Origin of the sequence: Metabacillus malikii (assembly GCF_030813355.1) — a bacterium.
GTDB classification, from domain to species: domain Bacteria; phylum Bacillota; class Bacilli; order Bacillales; family Bacillaceae; genus Metabacillus; species Metabacillus malikii.
This window is the reverse complement of sequence record NZ_JAUSUD010000001.1, coordinates 419,565-437,325: the sequence shown is the minus strand read 5'-3', so window position 1 is coordinate 437,325 and position 17,761 is coordinate 419,565. Positions and strand designations below refer to the sequence as shown.

General features: G+C 31.2%; 20 protein-coding genes and 1 pseudogene. 3 read left to right on the top strand and 18 right to left on the bottom strand.

Annotated features, from left to right (window positions below):
* A partial coding sequence (locus J2S19_RS02280; protein WP_370875016.1) for an ExeA family protein occupies positions 1-372 on the top strand: 372 nt, incomplete at its 5' end.
* Between the two features lie 358 nt (positions 373-730).
* Here J2S19_RS02280 and J2S19_RS02275 read toward each other — a convergent pair.
* From J2S19_RS02275 to J2S19_RS02255, 5 genes are all read right to left on the bottom strand, one after another.
* On the bottom strand, positions 731-1,504 hold the full coding sequence (locus tag J2S19_RS02275; protein ID WP_307336555.1) for a GNAT family N-acetyltransferase: 774 nt from the start codon (positions 1,502-1,504) through the stop codon (positions 731-733).
* A 262-nt stretch (positions 1,505-1,766) separates the two neighbouring features.
* Positions 1,767-2,621, bottom strand: coding sequence for a DUF3888 domain-containing protein (locus J2S19_RS02270; protein ID WP_307336552.1), 855 nt, complete (start codon positions 2,619-2,621; stop codon positions 1,767-1,769).
* A 136-nt stretch (positions 2,622-2,757) separates the two neighbouring features.
* Entirely contained in the window at positions 2,758-3,018 is a 261-nt protein-coding gene (locus J2S19_RS02265; protein WP_307336549.1) for a hypothetical protein, read from the bottom strand.
* 66 nt (positions 3,019-3,084) lie between these two features.
* Positions 3,085-3,501: a hypothetical protein gene (locus tag J2S19_RS02260; protein WP_307336544.1), complete on the bottom strand. Its 417-nt coding sequence runs from the start codon at positions 3,499-3,501 to the stop codon at positions 3,085-3,087.
* A 154-nt stretch (positions 3,502-3,655) separates the two neighbouring features.
* A complete protein-coding gene (locus J2S19_RS02255) occupies positions 3,656-4,267 on the bottom strand; it encodes a group-specific protein (RefSeq protein ID WP_307336541.1) in 612 nt (203 codons plus the stop codon).
* Positions 4,268-4,827: 560 nt separating this feature from the next.
* Here J2S19_RS02255 and J2S19_RS02250 point away from each other — a divergent pair.
* Entirely contained in the window at positions 4,828-5,289 is a 462-nt protein-coding gene (locus J2S19_RS02250; RefSeq protein ID WP_307336537.1) for a YozF family protein, read from the top strand.
* A gap of 152 nt (positions 5,290-5,441) precedes the next feature.
* Here J2S19_RS02250 and J2S19_RS02245 read toward each other — a convergent pair whose 3' ends face one another.
* From J2S19_RS02245 to J2S19_RS02230, 4 genes are all read right to left on the bottom strand, one after another.
* Complete coding sequence (locus J2S19_RS02245; protein ID WP_307336534.1) at positions 5,442-5,609, bottom strand: hypothetical protein; 168 nt, start codon at positions 5,607-5,609, stop codon at positions 5,442-5,444.
* A gap of 504 nt (positions 5,610-6,113) precedes the next feature.
* Positions 6,114-6,548, bottom strand: a complete 435-nt coding sequence (locus J2S19_RS02240) for a GNAT family N-acetyltransferase (RefSeq protein WP_307336532.1) — start codon at positions 6,546-6,548, stop codon at positions 6,114-6,116.
* A gap of 138 nt (positions 6,549-6,686) precedes the next feature.
* Positions 6,687-7,238 carry an SMI1/KNR4 family protein gene (locus J2S19_RS02235; RefSeq protein WP_307336529.1) on the bottom strand — a complete coding sequence of 184 codons (552 nt, stop codon included), beginning with the start codon at positions 7,236-7,238 and terminating at the stop codon, positions 6,687-6,689.
* A gap of 557 nt (positions 7,239-7,795) precedes the next feature.
* Positions 7,796-8,821, bottom strand: coding sequence for a DUF1835 domain-containing protein (locus J2S19_RS02230; RefSeq protein WP_307336526.1), 1,026 nt, complete (start codon positions 8,819-8,821; stop codon positions 7,796-7,798).
* An 825-nt stretch (positions 8,822-9,646) separates the two neighbouring features.
* Between J2S19_RS02230 and J2S19_RS23815 the strand changes: the two are divergent.
* Positions 9,647-9,985: pseudogene (locus tag J2S19_RS23815) on the top strand (hypothetical protein); the annotation flags it as partial.
* A gap of 72 nt (positions 9,986-10,057) precedes the next feature.
* Here the strand turns inward: J2S19_RS23815 and J2S19_RS02225 are convergent.
* The 9 genes from J2S19_RS02225 to J2S19_RS02185 all read right to left on the bottom strand — a co-directional run bounded on the left by J2S19_RS02225 (position 10,058) and on the right by J2S19_RS02185 (position 17,693).
* On the bottom strand, positions 10,058-10,510 hold the full coding sequence (locus J2S19_RS02225) for a hypothetical protein (protein WP_307336523.1): 453 nt from the start codon (positions 10,508-10,510) through the stop codon (positions 10,058-10,060).
* Positions 10,511-11,141: 631 nt separating this feature from the next.
* Positions 11,142-11,915 carry a phosphatidate cytidylyltransferase gene (locus J2S19_RS02220; protein ID WP_307336520.1) on the bottom strand — a complete coding sequence of 258 codons (774 nt, stop codon included), beginning with the start codon at positions 11,913-11,915 and terminating at the stop codon, positions 11,142-11,144.
* A gap of 214 nt (positions 11,916-12,129) precedes the next feature.
* On the bottom strand, positions 12,130-12,543 hold the full coding sequence (locus J2S19_RS02215; protein WP_307336517.1) for a DUF3139 domain-containing protein: 414 nt from the start codon (positions 12,541-12,543) through the stop codon (positions 12,130-12,132).
* A gap of 778 nt (positions 12,544-13,321) precedes the next feature.
* On the bottom strand, positions 13,322-13,654 hold the full coding sequence (locus J2S19_RS02210; RefSeq protein ID WP_307336514.1) for an ABC transporter: 333 nt from the start codon (positions 13,652-13,654) through the stop codon (positions 13,322-13,324).
* 765 nt (positions 13,655-14,419) lie between these two features.
* Positions 14,420-14,752 carry a peptide ABC transporter permease gene (locus tag J2S19_RS02205; protein WP_307336511.1) on the bottom strand — a complete coding sequence of 111 codons (333 nt, stop codon included), beginning with the start codon at positions 14,750-14,752 and terminating at the stop codon, positions 14,420-14,422.
* A 292-nt stretch (positions 14,753-15,044) separates the two neighbouring features.
* Positions 15,045-15,224 carry a DUF4083 domain-containing protein gene (locus J2S19_RS02200; RefSeq protein WP_307336508.1) on the bottom strand — a complete coding sequence of 60 codons (180 nt, stop codon included), beginning with the start codon at positions 15,222-15,224 and terminating at the stop codon, positions 15,045-15,047.
* 149 nt (positions 15,225-15,373) lie between these two features.
* Positions 15,374-16,414, bottom strand: a complete 1,041-nt coding sequence (locus J2S19_RS02195) for an ABC transporter permease (protein ID WP_307336505.1) — start codon at positions 16,412-16,414, stop codon at positions 15,374-15,376.
* Between the two features lie 397 nt (positions 16,415-16,811).
* Complete coding sequence (locus J2S19_RS02190) at positions 16,812-17,252, bottom strand: NUDIX hydrolase (RefSeq protein WP_307336502.1); 441 nt, start codon at positions 17,250-17,252, stop codon at positions 16,812-16,814.
* A 237-nt stretch (positions 17,253-17,489) separates the two neighbouring features.
* Positions 17,490-17,693 (bottom strand): hypothetical protein, encoded by a 204-nt coding sequence (locus tag J2S19_RS02185; protein ID WP_307336499.1) that lies wholly within the window; start codon positions 17,691-17,693, stop codon positions 17,490-17,492.
* Positions 17,694-17,761 lie beyond the last annotated feature (68 nt).

The following is a 17,761-nucleotide window of genomic DNA, read 5'->3' as shown; positions in this document are numbered from 1 at the left end:
TTATTTAATTTTCAAATGGATTCGACGAATCCTTTTATCTTAGTTTTGGCAGGCTTACCACATATAAAGACACGATTAGCGTTAAATCATCATCGTCCACTTTCTCAGAGATTGATTATGAAATATGAGATTCAGCCTTTAACTAGAGAGGAAGTTTTTAGTTATATTGATCATCATATGAAGTTAGCAGGAGCGAAGATGCCCATTTTTACGGAAACAGCATTAGAAGCAATCGCATTACGATCCCAAGGATGGCCACGGGTCATTAATACCTTAACAATTAACAGTTTATTATTTGGGTTCCAATTAAAGAAAGGTCAGATTGACGAGGAAATCATAAGATTAGCTGTAGAGAATAATGGGTTATCATGAGGCGAGGATTATTAGTATTTGACCATCATCAGCAGGAATGGAGAGTTTGGATAGGACAACAGCCTTACTGGATAGGTCAAGGCTATGCATTTGATTTACGGATCCAGAATAGATATCTACATGCATATTTGGAGAAGGATTTTGATTGGTTCGTAACTCTGGACAGTGACGTAAGGTTTGTACTCCACACTTTTGAGGTGTATAAGGTACGAATAGAAATACAAAATTATCTGCCAGTTAATGCCCCTTTTTAGGGGTTTTATTTTCTTTATTATAAGCTGGAGTAATATGAACAAATTTTTGCACATTCCGAAATATAGTGGAAAAAGTAGCACATTATTTCAGATTTTCTCCTGGATTAATGTGAAAACAAGTATCTGGAATAATGTGCTCGATTACAAGAATGTTGAACAAATCCCATAGATTTATAAAAAGGGTCATCGGAAATAACATATGCTTTCTTAGCACCTTCGGAATAACACCTTTTTAACGCTTCCAAAACTAATGCTTTTCCAATCCCCATTTTGCGGTATTGAGGAACTGTGCATACAGGTTCTACATAAGCATAATCAGTTTTGGAATTGTACCAACATCCACAGTAAGCAACATATTCGCCATCTTCATTTACTGCGACTACATGCAGATATGAGTTTAAATGGGAAGCTGATAACATTCTTTTTTGTTTATCCATAGTTTGTTCATCAATGGGCAAATCGCCATCGTTTTCAAATCCATACCATAATACTTTATGATGCTTATACAAATCATTTTTGATGTCAAGGTTTCTTACTTCTATCCCTTTAGGAAGCTTGTAATCAAATCTGCTTCCATCAAATATATTCTCAAGTATGTTTTCAGTGTTTTTAACTTTCACAAACTCATATCTATGTAATAAGTCTATTGTATGACTATCAGTGATATTTACTGCAATACCTATACCATTTTCGTTACTAAAGTTTGTAATAGCATATTCTAATATTTCTTCTTCCAGCTCTTCATAATCTTTCTTAACTGCATAAAAAGCTTCTCCAAAGTAGTGGTCATAAGTTGTCATACCTACCATTTCATTATTATAAAACCATAAACCTATTTTATCAGCCAAGCTATTATCAAACTCAGGATGAAATACCATCCATTCCCACCTTGCCCAATTCCAATTGATATGGTTGTGGTCATCTTTTGATAATTCAATTAAGAAATCGCAAACGGTATCATAAAAAGAACTATCAAAAGTTTTATATACGAATTTTATTGAAATCACCACTTATACTATTTTATTTAACTAAACCTAAGTACTCTCTCTTAAGTAGATGCTACTATAGTTTAACATTAATTTCCTCTTTATTTACATAAAAAAGAAGCATTCCCGTTGTTGTGGGAAAGCTACCAGTTAGTTAAAAAAGCCTAACTAATTTATCAGTAGACTTTACTTTTTCCCATACATACCATGGTAATTTATAATCCATTTTTTTACCTCGTTTACTATTTATATCTGTTACTATCCAATTACTATCTTTCTTTTGTACTTGATAATTTACATTTGTACCATTGGACTTTTTAAAGAGTATATAACCTGTATTACCTTTTATAATGGTTACAGGGTCAATATCATTTTTGTAGGGTATCTTTCTCTCAGGAAGCAAAATGTTGGTTACTATTTCTTCTGCAATAATAAATAGGGATTTAAATTCCTTATTTATTTCTGTTTGGTATTGCAATTGATTGAATGTGTAAGAAGAGTAAGACTCTAAATTCAAATTAAAAGACTGTTTTATATCTGAAAGTGTTTCTTTATAAAATTCATTTATATCCTTTTCAAATTTATCGCCCTCATGTTGAAAGCTAATGGTTTTAACCCCATATGGACTTATATTAAAAGTCATTGTTTCCTTACCATAAGGAGGGTCATGTGCATGTTCAAATGTTGTGACTTGGACTTCTGTATTAAAATCAAAACTGCCCTCATGCTCTCTTGTAATACTCAGAATTTTAGCATCCTCATATTGTTTGGGATAGCCATAATAATTAATAATTTCTTTATCTACGGAGGGGAATAGTGTTGTAATCAAAGTATCATAAATAAGTTTATAATCAGGCTGTTCACTTTGGGCATTAAGACTTTCTGAAATTAATGTCAACAAAGAATCTTTGTATAAGACCTCATTCGGGAGTTTTTCCGCAACCACTTGATGGTTATTAATATGGATACTAAGAAGAACAAAAGATAATATTACCAGGATTTTCTTCATCAAATACTCCTTTAATATAGATTTAATTAATGAGTATTTTTACCTGAAATCTTTAAATTATTGTTCAACTAAACTACATCGTTAGTGAAAAGGCGATTGCTTATTTAGCAATCGCACACGTTTCTACGATAAATGTTTACCCAAACATTGCTTCTATAAGATAACCAACAAACATAATGATAAAAAAGCTAAAAGTCATAATTATATTCGCGATAATGCCAATCTTGACTCTCCCTAAAAAGCCAAATAATATACCGAGGGGATTTATAATAAATGTTAACATCCAAAAGCCATAACCATATTGAAGAATAAAGTTAGGCAACCACAAAGCCACTCCTACTATAAAACAAAAAAAAGATAATGCAATCCACCTTTTATTCGATTTCTTTTTCTCCACTGTAATTCCCCTCATTAAACAGATAAATTGTAATTGATTCACTTTAACTTTACCAATAGAGTCTATTTATTTTATTAAACTATCCTGGTCAGTTAGCGGAACAAGTAAAGCCTTACTCTTTGTTGAAGTAAAGCTACCTGTTAATATAAGAAGTATTCTTATACCCTTTTTTTTACTCATAAGGATATAACTTAACAAATAAAAAAAACAAGTAATTCCAAACAGTAGAAATATACCTGGCGTCATTAGCATATACAAACTTAAAGGTAAAGACCATATGAAAGCAATTAACATTAATAATTTTCTTGATGTAAAAAATGAAATTACTGCTATAAATGCAGGAAAAACCAGCATAAATAAAGTTATTAAAGTGGGTTCATTATTAGTTTCATTTGAGTATGGATTAAAGAAGTTTAATATTAACCATAAAGCAATTGATAATATTGCAGCACCTAATCCAAAAATAGATGGATTCTTTAGCATTTATATGACTTCCCCCTCCCCTAAAACTCTCTTTTATAATACCATAAATAACCAGAACCTTATTCAACTAACCTACACATTTAGTTCAACAAGAAAGAAGTCACACATTATCAGTACTATAAGTAATGCAAGCATTACTTATGAACAATTAAGTCTAATTAACACCACAACACTTTAATAATTTTGATATTACCTCTGGTCTTTGTTCATACCTAAAAGTAAAAACATCTTGAATAGTTAAAATTGCATACCAAGAACCTACAGATTGTCCAATTAATATTGGTCTATCATAAATCAAATCAATTTTTAGTCTTTTATCGGAATTTATTGATTTCGACAATTCCTTATATATCTTATTCATTCTATCTTCATCAAATATACCCTCAATGGCTATCTGTCCATAAATCCCGTCCCACCATGCTAAATAGGACTTAACACTTTCTAAATATCCAAAGACACCTGTTTCATTATTCTCAAACAATTTTTGAAATAATGCTTTATCAGAATCTAATATTCCGTTATGGTCATACATTCCATTAAGGTTATTATTAAATGTTTCTTCCCAAACTTCTTTAAAGGTCTGTTCAAATTCTCCATCTAAAATTCCCCACTTTGAACTATCAACATATGGAAATAACGGTATTTTTCTATCTTGATTTCTACTGTTCAAAAATATGTTTTGAACATATATTAAATAATTTAATGAGTAGGGTGCGTTTATTTCTATTTCAAATCCACTATGTACTTTTTCATGATTATCCTTCATAAAAACATTCCTCCTTCAATTATTTTTTTGCTCTAACCTGCTTCTATATTTCAATAAGATTATTCTATCGATTTAGCTATATTAATCATCTGTTCCTCGCTCAGTGTTGAACTACATATGTATCATTCTGATTCCAACGCAATATCCACCTACAGGATTATCATGATTTATTGGGAGTTTAAATAATGAATAATAACCCTTATATCTATTTATATTTAATTCTTTTTGATTTCTTTCAATTTTTCCTAAAATACCAAACACTTTCTTTTCATCAATTCCCAATAGGAATGTTACTATCAAAAATAAGCTAAGAGTTAGTTTTTTAGAAACATTGAATTGAGTCATCTCCAACCTATAATTTTTATTTACCGATTGGTAGTCTTCCCCAGAGTTACCTTCTTAGATTAACCTCGTCGTTATCGCAATAAGCAAGAGATATCCTACACAACTCCCTATCATTCAGGAAGTATTTTGTTCGAAATGAGACACAAAGTAAAAAATATAAATGTGTATAAACTTCATTCCCCTTAAGCAAAATAAACAAAAAAGGACGTGATATTTTGAAGAAGATAGTAACATATACTTTATTTGCTTTTTTACTGTTAACATTAATACCTAGTAATTGCTTAGCTACTACCTTGGATAAAATTCCTGTGAAGAAATCTTCAAACCAATGGGAAGTAGTTATAGGCAAGCCTGATAACGAAGACCCAAAAGCCAATATTTCTGATAAACCAGAGTTATATAAATTTTATAGTCTTAACATTAAGAACATTGGTGATGAATATATTGAATTGGTAAGGATTGAAGCATTTAGAGACGAGCCTAATATAAACACTGAATATGAACTGTTTACTGTTGAAAGTGAACCTAATAAGAATTTATATCCCCCGTTTCATCATTCAAACTTTCCTTTATATACAAAAGCAAAAGAGCTTAAAGTTGTTGTAACCTGGATAAAGGAAGGCGATAATCCTAGCAACCAACGTAAATATAGAGAACAGTTTGTTTTCAAACAGTAACAGACACCTGAGAGGTAACCCCTCTCTTTTTTATTTTTAAAATTTTAATTAAAAGACTAGTTTCTCCTCTTCAACTAAACTGCCCCGTTAGTCCGAAAAACGTCTCTACTGCCATTGCAGAAACGCCCTTGATAGATAAATAAATTAGGTTTCTATTTCTCATTTTTTAGCTTCCTAACCTCTTCTTCGAGGTTTTTAACTTTCTGTTGGAGTTCTTCCTTCGGTTCCGTAATTCTTCGACCTAATATAACCGAAATACCAATGATAACTATAGTTCCACCAGCAAAAGCCATAATAAATAAAAATGTAATATCAAACATAGAAAACAGCCCCTAACTTAAACCTTTGATATTTCACATACGAAGCTCCTACAATAAAAGTTCCATTTCTTCTTAAACAATCCTGCCTCGTTAGTACAATAAAAAAACGCTAATCCTTATTAGATTAACGCACCCTTCTGGTGAATAAATAACTTGGGACTGTTTGTTGTAATAACGCTAACCATTAATTTAGAATCAAGAATTTAATCTTCTTCTTTTTTTATATAAGAGCACGATTGCAGTAGCAAATAATAAAACAGAAATCAATAAAGTTGTTCCTGAGGCAATAGGTGTTAAAAAACTTATAATCAGAAGTATTATTCCTAATACAAATAGACCAGCCACCATTAAAATTGCTCCTTCCTTCTCTAGCTTTTACTACATTTTAATTTTAACATTACTAACCGTACTTTTGGGAGGAAGTGGAAACAATAAAATTGAACTAAACTGCTTCTTTAGTACAATAAGAAAAACACCATATTTCTTAATGGAGTATCGTTCTCTTTAGTTCAACAACTCAATTTTTGATTTAAAATAAATGATTTCAGGGTCTCCTTCATCTAAGTTTTCAACCACCCCACTCTGAATAAACCCATTTATTTCAAATACTTTTTGCATATTAATATTAGAGCGATTAGTCGAAGAAAATACTTTTGTTGTTGGAGATGAACTTACCATATAGTCCATCAATAAACTTGCGTATCCTCTTCTTCTGCTGGATGGTGAAACAATAATTAGGGAAATAAAAGCACATTCAAAGAAATTAACTTCATATATCAAAAAACCGACGATAACATCATTTTCTTTCGCAACTATACATTTTCCAAACTCTATTGACCTCTCAATATAATTTCTTCTGCTTGTGTTTCCTATCACTTTACTATCTATTTGTACTAATTTCTCTAAGTCATCGTTACTAGCCTCAACGACTGTCTTCACACTACTACCCCCTCTATGATTATTACGATTTCAGATACACACTTGTTAAACTCACCTGCACCGTTAGTTGAATAGGAAAAAGCTCGTCCATTTTAGCAGCCAGGTCTTTAAGAATATCACCTTAAAGTTAAGAGAAGGTTACTTGTAATAATTTTCACCTGTACGTAATGACCACCACCAAAACTTTGCTCCTTGGCATACTACGAATCTATCAAACCATAATTCAAAGTTCATTTTTAATGGAACTGCATCATAAAATTGTTCTATATGGTCCTTCCAAAACAGGTAATTCCTTTTATCCTGTGAAACGAGTTTAGAATTTATCACGATATTATCTTGATAAATATACGCAATATCATAACATCCTTCACATTCATCGTAGCCTTTATGATTGAATTCAATAATCTTTTCTAAACTATAAAGTTCAATTTCTCCACCGTAATTTATATCATCAAATAGACGACACCCGTTGGTCATTTTCAAAAATTCTTTATAATCGACAGGCAATATTAACCCCGTCGATTTTTCAAAATTAGAAATATCTATATCACTTGCAGGTGGATTAAAAGTACAGTTTGCATTGTACAGATATCCTTCATTAGTTTGAACTTGAATTATATTGCCATTTTCATTCAATCTCTTTATTAAGGAATTTATGGTCTGCTTAACTATGTTACCTTCTTTAAACATCCAACAACTCTCCCTCAGTGCAGCTGATTATACCTAAGTTATTCTCTGTAATAATTACTTTCCTTCTTCCATTAAACTTCTTCATTCATTCAATAAGAATTGCGATACCCCTTTTAGTATCACATTATAAAAAATATAATAATTCCGCAAATCACTGTTACTCCTATAAAAGTATACAAGGAAAGAAAAGTAGAATTAACTTTACCAAAAACTACTTCACTTTGAAGTGTTTCTGCTTTATCCCACATACTTGCTATATCTGGTTTGTAGTTTCTTGTTTTGATATAACTGACTAACATCATACCGACTATATAGATTATATGAATTATAATTGAACAAAAAAATGCTTGTAAAATCAGCTTCATTTGGACAACCTACTCTACATTCATATTACCATAATAACCCATACGATTCTTCCACTAATCTGACTCTTTAGTTGAAAATACTGTATAGCTCGTAATTTATTTGTACTGCGCATAAATAGACCTTGAGAGAATGATGTGTTCTTCTTCAACTAAAGAACCAAATACTGGTAGATATGAATTTATAATTACTACTCACCTTAGTTTAACACTATAGTTTCTCATTGATTTTGGTATTCCTTTAAGTTCGAGTAACCCACTATATACTAAATACCGAATCCTATACTCTAAGAAGAAAGCATTAATCAATTCATTTGTCCCCGATAGGATTTCTCCAATTACTATTCCTGCCTTGATAAAGCCTCTTATTTCCTGCTTAGAATGGAGCATTTCAATGGTATTTATAATCAGTGGATCAAAGTGATTTTCTTCAACACCCTTTATACTCTTTATCCATAGACGTAGGACTTCTTTTGTTTGTGCCAAGGAATTCCACTCTGCTTGAAGCTGCACCCGTTCCTGTTCCGTTATCGATGGGGTCTTTCTGCCCTTTTCAAATAGGAATCTTAAATCTTTTGGTTCGATATGGCCTGTGTGTGAAATATTTTGACCTCTATCTTCAGCCATTATGTATCTTTCATAGAGTTCGGTGGAATTCATGAGAAATACCTCATTTGTTTTGTCACGCAGTAAAAAGAGAAGAAACCGCAGACCAGTTTGTTCATCTGCATTATTTCCATACCAGATGTATATTGGAACCTGACTAATAATATCTTCTATCTCCCTCAATGTATTGGCAAATTTATTTTCGTACTCAAAATTATCCTGTTCATAATTGATATTTTCATAAATCCATTCATTTCGAAACGTTTGTCCCACTTTTTCATCTAACTTCCACAATGGCCCAATCGAAAAGGAGTCTGGAAAGCCAATCACAACCTTGGGTCTTTCAAGTCCTACTCTTAAAGAACCTGCTGCAGATTCTGAGCAAACGATATGTACAGCTGAAACTTGATCACAACCTACCTCAACCGAGCTGGATGAAAAAGAACGGCGGTTACTATTAATGCAACTATTAATGACTTCTACCACTGTATTAACATCGCTTTGTTTAATTGCATATCCTTTACCCTCAAGCGGATTACTCTCTTCATGATTAAACATCTCAAATTCATTTTCATGTTCTAATTCATACGTTTGCCATTCCCCATTTTCGTTCAAGTCTGAAACGCTAACATAATTTTGTGTTTCTATTTTGTAAACGAAAACTACATTGGGTTCCATAAAAAAATAAATAAATGGGTAACTGATTTTAGTTTTTATTGCGAACAACTCCCTTCATCATTATTTTATATTTTTTAACATTATTCTGAAGTTTTAAAGCGTTTTTATACTCTTTAATATCATCGTTAAATTCAATTTCGATAATCTCTCACTTTTCCCCTTTATCCTTGTTCAACTAGTAGCCCCATAATTTAAGTATTTTTCTTCACAAACTCACCCAATTAGCCAATTTTTGTTCTGAAGTCTTATTCCGTTAAATGGCCGGATTATTGAACACCTAACAGATAAATAGTTTTTATCGTGAACGATATTACTTTCTGACAGTATTTGTCTATTTAATATAAAGGCATAGTTAACTATTACTGCACTGTTAGTTGAATAACATCGACTACTCCACAACTTAATTTTAACATTAATTTCCTTAGTTCTAAGGAGAAAAAAAACGTTCCTATTCATAAGGACCATTAAAGAGGAAAAACGGTTTAACTTTCTTTAAAACATCGCGACTTTTTTATAAACATCGCAACTTTATTTCGAAGCTACACCAGTGGCAACAAGGATTATAAAACTCTATACTAAATAGATACTAAAATTCATTAAAATGGATAGTCAGATTTGTACTGACTATCCTTTTACTCAGTCTTTTGCTCCAATGAATAGTAAATATGAATTATTGTAACAATCTATTCTCCGTTAAAATCGTCACATCTTTTTTGATTTTCATACTCTTTTACACGTCGGTAAACAAGGAAAACTTTTTCGTTTGATGACTGGGCTGGAGATGTCGATGCTGTTAATATTGCAAAAAGGTGGGAAGAAGGCAAGCACGAAACACTCTATCATGCATTTTTAAGTTACTATGAAGGGGATGTTCTAACTAGAAATACCAGTTTTTTCGAAAATAGGTTCAGAAAAAATAAGGAGTTTTTACATACTACTGTTCATGAATATGTTTATGGTAGCGATGTTGACCTAGCAGCTTTAAGGATGATTCTTAAAAGTGGATTTAAAGTTCCGAATATGACTAATGATGAGGCTTACTATTTATCTGAAGCTTTTAAAGATACCCTGCTAAAAAGAGTAGAGAAGGAGACCTTTTAGCACCAAAAATTAACCGAAATAGAGTACCATACCCGAATTAAGTGTATGGTACTCTGTTTTACAGTACAATTTCTAATCCGTATTATTAACTCGGAAACTTGGTTTATCTTTATTATTTTTATCCCTTGCTGTAAACTCTACTGTGTCAGGTTCTTGCTTATCTCCGTAAAGAGTTATCGTTGCCTCATAGTCACTCTTCCAATCAACCATAACATTTTCATTAGAGATACCGACACCGTCATTGTGTAAAGGTCTGTTTATATGTATCGATTTGTATTTTATTTTAACTTTTGAAGAAGTAAAAAACCAGGGAGAACCTACCTCTACAACCTCGATAGTATTGGTATTACTTGGAGAATGGCTGACAATGAGAGGATACTCTCTATATTCCGCATCATAAATAAATTTGCCAATCGGTAGTATTATTATTAACGCTAAAATAGCTACGAAAATAAGGCAACCTCTTTTAGTCCTCATCTTTATGTTTTTAATATCTTGTTCAATATTTTCTTGATTAAAATTCAATAAATTTCTTCCTTTCAAATAAAGTGAAATAAAGAATGAATTAATTTATAGGTGTCTTTACATTGTGAGACATAAAAAAGGGGTAATTCATAAGCTGTATTTTTACGTTCTCAAGTTCAGAAAAATTGTACCGATTATCTTGTTACATTTCAAATATAAAAATGAGAGAAATTACGAGTAAATAAGAGCTTGTACTTTTTGTGAAAAAAATATCCTTTAACCCAAAATATTATTTTGCTTTATATGGGAGAATGTTTGAGAATTGATTATTATAAAACCTTGAATGTTTGAGAGGTAAAATCAAAAATAGGGCAGTATTGTATTTGCGTTGTCGTGATTCCATCCCTTTCATTTAACTACTCACAGCTTGATATTTCAATATATTAAGGTATGCTTTGTGAAAATTTTGAAGGGGAATTGCCCCAGTTGTAGTCTTGAAATAAAGTTTGAATAAATTAACTCAATAAACCTTGATAATAGAACAAATAGAAAAAGCGTGTTTTGGAGAAAGATTGATTAAAACGCTTTTAATATATTCAATTGAATCATTCTTTTATAAAAAAGTTTGATCATTTCTGTAATCCTTATTCCATTAAAGCACCCGTTAGTTGAAGATAAAGTTTCTTATTTCTTATATCAAGCCAATTATATACAGTCCGATAAAAACAAAAATCCAACTATCCAACCTATCTAAAACTCCACCGTGACCAGGTAATATTTTCCCCGAATCTTTAACACCAAAATTACGTTTTAGAGCTGATTCAACCAAGTCACCAACTTGACCAGCAATAGATACAACTATAGTTATAATTAAAGTTTCAAAGTAGTTTGAAAAGGTGTTTAATATAAATTGGAGAACTGTTCCAATAATAATTGCTGTTACAATACCTCCTATTGCACCCTCTACGGTCTTATTAGGGCTAATTTTTGGAGCAAGTTTCCTTTTACCGTATTTTCTTCCTATAAAATAAGCTCCTGAATCAGTTGTCCAAATTGTTAATAATATAGATAACGTCCAAAGTAATCCTTTATCTAGTCGTGCTTCTGCTAATGATACTAACCCAAATCCAATATATAAAACACCAATTAGTAATGCCCCTGCCTTATCAATTGAAAATTCCTCATTAAAAATAGTCGCTGTAATAAAAAAGAGAACAAGAGCTATCAGGACTTTAATTTGTATCTGTTCAATACCCAAACTAAACAGAGGTAAAAATAAAAAAATAACTCCTATAAGACCTACAAACCATTTAATCCTAAACCTAACTTTAATAATCGCAGTAAATTCATAATAGGCTATTATTGCTAGAATTAAGGAAAAAGCTGAAAACCAATAACTCCCTAAATAAAAAGGAATTAAAAATAAAATAGCCATAATAATTCCTGTTATTATACGTTCCTTCAAACCTTTACACTTCCTTAAATTTCTATTTTTGTAGTATAGAGTAAATTATACTATAAAATTAAAGAGGTTAAGAAACATAAGAGAAATTTATCGTTTCTTATTAAACTAACCTGCCCCTTTAGTACAATAAGAAAATGCAATACCTCTTTGTTGAAGTATCCACCCGTTATTTCAAGAAGGAAAATGACGATTCTCTATAATCATGCCCTATTGCTTAATTTCGATTTTCCAGGGAAGAAATACAATTTTCTTCACTATGCATTGTCACATCTTCAAAAATATCTGTAACACCATCGGGCAATAACTTATCTTTTTCACAAAATTGTTTAACCTGTTTACCTTTTTTAGTTATTCCGTAATAATACGTCACGTCTGGCTCGTCTTTAAAAACAACCAGATAATGACCATGATAAAAATCTTTATTTGTGGTGTATTTCGGCTCTACATAATGTGATTCTACTATGTCGCTTTCTGTGTATCCCTGTTCCTCCAAATAAACCGGTACATTTTTATTTGCCACATATTTTGTATAAGGATTTCCGTTGTTTAACAAGTAAATAAATACAAAAGGAGTTGCAATAACAAGGATTAAAATTACACTTATCGCTATCCACATACTTTTTTTCATATTATTTCCCCCAACGTTTCACAAAATGGTCTATTTGCTGAACTAAACCTAAGCAATTCTCTACATAAAATTTACCATAAAAATATTTTATCCTTGTTCTATTATTCTTCTTTAGTAAAATAAAAAAAAGCTGCCAATTAGCAGGGAAATTGAATATAAGCACAAGTTAGTTGTATAAGTCTATAATAAAAAGGAGCATTTGTTCGCATTTTAAAAAACAATGATTAACAAGTATATTAGATTAACCTACTACTCTGAAGAAATAAATTGGGAATGTTAATATATTAACGCTACCCATTAAATTAGAATCAAGAATTTTTTCTTCTTCCTTTTTTAAATAAAAGCACGATTGCAGTAGCAAATAATAATACAGAAATCAATAATGTTGTACCTGAGGCAATAGGTGTTAAAAAACTTATTATCAGAAGTATTATACCTAACACAAATAGACCAACCACCATTAAAATTGCTCCTTTCTTATCTAGATTTGTGCCTCCATCTAGTACAAAATCGCACTTCATCACTTAGCAAGTGAAATTATTCGCAATCATTAGAAAAAGCAGCCCTAGCACCTTCCTATTTCAGCACTTACCCCATCACTTGAAGAATGAGCTACTTATTCTTCATATTTTTGCTATATTAACTGTTCTAATTGATAACTAGAAATTGGCAAATTATTTTCCACTACAAAATTTTGGTGTAGACCAATAGAGTAAAAGGCTGCCACAGCAACCTCGCCCCTCAACTCAAGCCCACGAAAATTGAAGAAGGTAAACAATCAATCTTTTATTCTCAACTGCATCTTAAGTTCTTTAAATGGTGTAGCATTCGATTCTTGATAATTGTTCAAATGTTGGGTTAAAACAAACCAATTATTTTCAAGATATGGGTGTATTTCAGTGGTATCAGCAATATTATATATCCCAATTAAGAAGTAAATAGTTTCCCCTAGTAAAAAGTCATCGTCTAATTTCAACATTAAATCTATAACACTTGGAATGTAGTTATAGGCTTCTTCAGCAGACATACCGTTCGTTATTGATTCAAAAGCATTACTAAAATACCACTCGTCATTAGCTATCTTATCTTCCCATTCGTCATATATCTCCATTAACCTTTTATCCGTTTTAATCACGTCCAAATTTGTAATGTAGTTACACATATATATCAATTACCGTACGACTATTCTGCTATTTTTAGTACAATAAAAAATCGATACTTTTTTTAGGTTTTGAATCGCTCTCTTTTCCCCCGGTTCTCACCGTTCGTCCGACTTTCACCGCATATGGCGTTCCAACTAATTCCATTTCTATTATTAAGCAGAAGAGTATATATCTATTAAATTATCTTATGAATTCTTCAAAGACTTTACAATCTTATAAATCAGGATTCCAAACAAAGAAATGCCCACTAAAGCTATTATAATTCCCGCAGGATTAATTAACCCCATAACTCTCCCCCTTATGGAAAACATATTTATATTTTACTATAAATACCAATTAAAGTTGTTAATTTTCGTTAATTTTATTTAAAGTAACCTTTTCATGTTTCAATTTCTTAATATGACAATCTTTAAGTAATAAAACGATAAGGGCGATGAAAATTTGTTATTGTCCAAGGCTTGGGAATTAATTATATGAATCTGATAGACGAATAGAATCCTCACAAACAGATTTTAATAACTTACATGTTCATATAGGGGCTAATTTAGAGTTTAATGGGGCATAAACGACAAAGATAATGCCTAATTAAGTGACCGATTATGAGAGGAATTTTACACTAAAAGGATTTACAACTAGAAAGGAGAAACGTTCCAGTGATGTTGCTCCTTATCGTTTAATATGTTTTCACGTTCAAGCATATAGTATCAGAACTATTATGGATTCACGGAATGCCTCTTTCTTTTAAAGTGAATGCCAAACAATAATAGAATTATATTATAGATACTTATAGAAATTACCACAACGATTGCTTCAGCCGTAAAACTAATTGGTTCAAGTCCGCTATGATTGTTAATATGATACTCTTCCGCTTTATAGTTGAACCAAATAATAGTTGTAATAAAAACATACAACATTATTAGGAATATCGACTTTATATAAGCTAATGTTTTGTTCTTTGAAGAAATAGAACGCAATGTATATAAAAATAGACCGCCATAGACAAGCATAAAAATGATTATTTCATAAATCTCGACTTTTAGTCCCAATTCATTGCCTCCTTATTAAACAATCCTGCACCTTGAGTATGATAAGGAAAAAGAGATACATTTTCTTGAAGTACCGCACCAGTTAGCGAAAAGAAATATTTTTATATTAATTCCTTTTCTTCCAATCATCATAAAAATCTTTCAAAACTGTGCTAATTTCATTTAGAGTAAGTAAAATTAAAAAAGCATCATAAATGTGACCACTTCATCTTATACTGACTTAATTCCCTAAAAAAGATTATTTCCTCTACAACAAACCCGAATCGCTATACTCCGTGTCATTATACAAACCTTACTCAGCATCCTTTTTCACACGTTGATTCATATCATCGATTTTCTTTTCAATTCTATCAAGCTGATTGTTTCGCTTTTTATTAGAACGTAAAAAAGACACGATTAACACAACAATTAGTACAATAAATGCAAGATAAAACAACTGAAATAATGCATCTCCAAGATTAAAACTGTTCATAATATACCTCCTAAATAAGACTCTCTAAGTATATTTTACAATAAGTTCCTGACTTGTTATTGATTTCTTATTAAATAATCCTATTTTTATCGTTTAAGAAGCCAAAGTTAGTAACAAAGATTTGTAAATTAAGAACAAAACTGACCCAACTAGACACTACCCGAAACATCGACTCTCTTTGATACAAAGAAATACACAAAACCATAAACAAATAGACTACCAATTACAAGATCGTATATTTTAGCAGTAGAAAGATGAATGAACATGGCGCAATACAGAATAAATAATTGTGCATATAATATAACTAAGACAAACTTTAAGAAAGAATCATTCACCTTGGATTTAGGAATTGGATAAAGTAATACATTTTGTTTCAATTCATGCTGTAAAGGAATTAATTGAAATCCAGTTATAAATAAGATTAGGAGATTAACAATCCAACCGCTTGTTGGCACAGCATAATTTACAAAGATGCCAATTACGGTCAGCCTTACATAAAGGTAAAAGTAATCATTATATCTAACAAACAAATGTGAGTATAAATATACGAATGTACTTGTCTGAGAATATGGGATACACCTTTTTAAAACCATGGTAAGCAAACGTCGATTACGAAAAGAACGTTTAAGATGAGGGACATCGATAAATATATTGATAAATTTAAAGTGTCTTAATAAGGCACTTTCTTCTTCATCTATTAACCACTGCCAATTCAAACTTCTGTTTTTTCTTATCGAAAAAATGCAATAAACGGAATTTACACTCATTAAAACAAGCACAAAAACCCAGTCATCTTTCAACAAAAAATAACAGATTAAATATATTGAAAAAAGCCTATTTAACCTATGTAACACAAATTGCACTTGGTTCTCTAGCCATTGTTCAGTCCACTTCATTAAAATGTTGTAAGCGGCAATTCCCACTATAAAAAGCAGAAGGGAAGGTTTTATAGTTGTAGTATGTAAAAATAAGGTTATGAAAACAGTAATGAAGCTTAGCAATTTCACAACATCTAAAACAAAACTATATACTAGTGATTTAATAAAATATGGCTTTAATCCCCATTCAAGTGGCAACAAAAAGATAATATCCGCCCTTTTCATAAATGTCCGAACTTTTGTCCGTATTAAAAGGAAGGTTACAAATAGAGATAAAAGTCCTTCAACTGAGATGTGTGAGGAGGTATCCATTGAAGAAATGAATGAAAATAATAAATAAAGATGCTACTAATGATTAATAAAAAATAAACAACATTCGCACCAATTATTGAATAGTAGCTGAACATCTTTCTGTAAAAATCCTTAACTCTAATACCCCATAAAGATTTTATATCCATTAGTACACCATACTTTCTTGAATACTAACCTAATGGCACAATTGTATATTTTGAATTAGCTTGAAACTTGGCAAATTAACTTTTACTTAGAACTGATACGTCTTTTGTTTCTGGAAACTTTATTAAACAGTTTAAACGCATCAGGATTCTGTATATCACTCTAACCTATTCTGTAGAATAACAAGGATCTCCTTTATTACGAGGAAAATTTTGTTAAATTCCAGTACCAACTTTAGTTAAAAAATAAGCTTTCAGCGAAACTTAGTTACTCCCTCATTAACTGCCCAACAATGATGTTCGTGAACTAAGAATCTTTTAATATTGTTTATATCGAACCACTTGATAAAGTGGTCAACTTCAATTGGTTCTTGTTCTTTATGTAACAAATCTGCCAAGTAAAAGTAGCCATCATTTATTACATGCTCATTATTAGTTGATTGAAAAAACCTCTTTGCATTTCCAATGAAGGAACCTATAGATACAGCATATCCCGTTTCTTCAAACATTTCTCTTACAAGACACTCTTGGTGATTTTCGTTATTTTCAATTCCTCCTCCAGGTAAAAAATAATCTCCTTTGGAATTCTGGACAGTTAAAACCCTTTCATTAGTAGAGTTGAAAATAACTGCATAAACTGCCTTTCTTACTTGATAATCTACACCATCAATTTTATTCCCAAAAACGATAACCAATTTCTTCTCCCCCCATTTTTTCTTCTTCAACCAACCTGTAAGTTAAAGTATTAGGAAATAATATATTAAACTTGAAGTGAAGTGTATAAGGTGACGATGATTTAAGTTAACTTTCAACACCATTAGGATGATATAGCATTAGCTCATTTTCTTTAAAGAGTTGCTTCATTAACAGCGACATTTTCCCCAACTTAAATCGTTAAACCTATTTCTTCTTTTTTTTCTCCGAATAGCAGCCTACTCATCCTCATCTATCACAATACTAAAAGAAATATTAAGTTTATCCCGAACCCAAGCCTGAAAAATTTTATCAATTTGTATTTTCATTGCTTCATCGTCCATATCCCCATCAAGACCTAATTCTTTAAAATGAAATGTTTCCGTTGCCCCTGTAGCTTCAAAACTTGAACTTCTAAATGAAAACGTGACTGTCTTATCCATTTGGTCATCTCCCTATCTATATAGGCATCATTTCGCTATAATTACTTCCTCACAAACCTATCATTTTT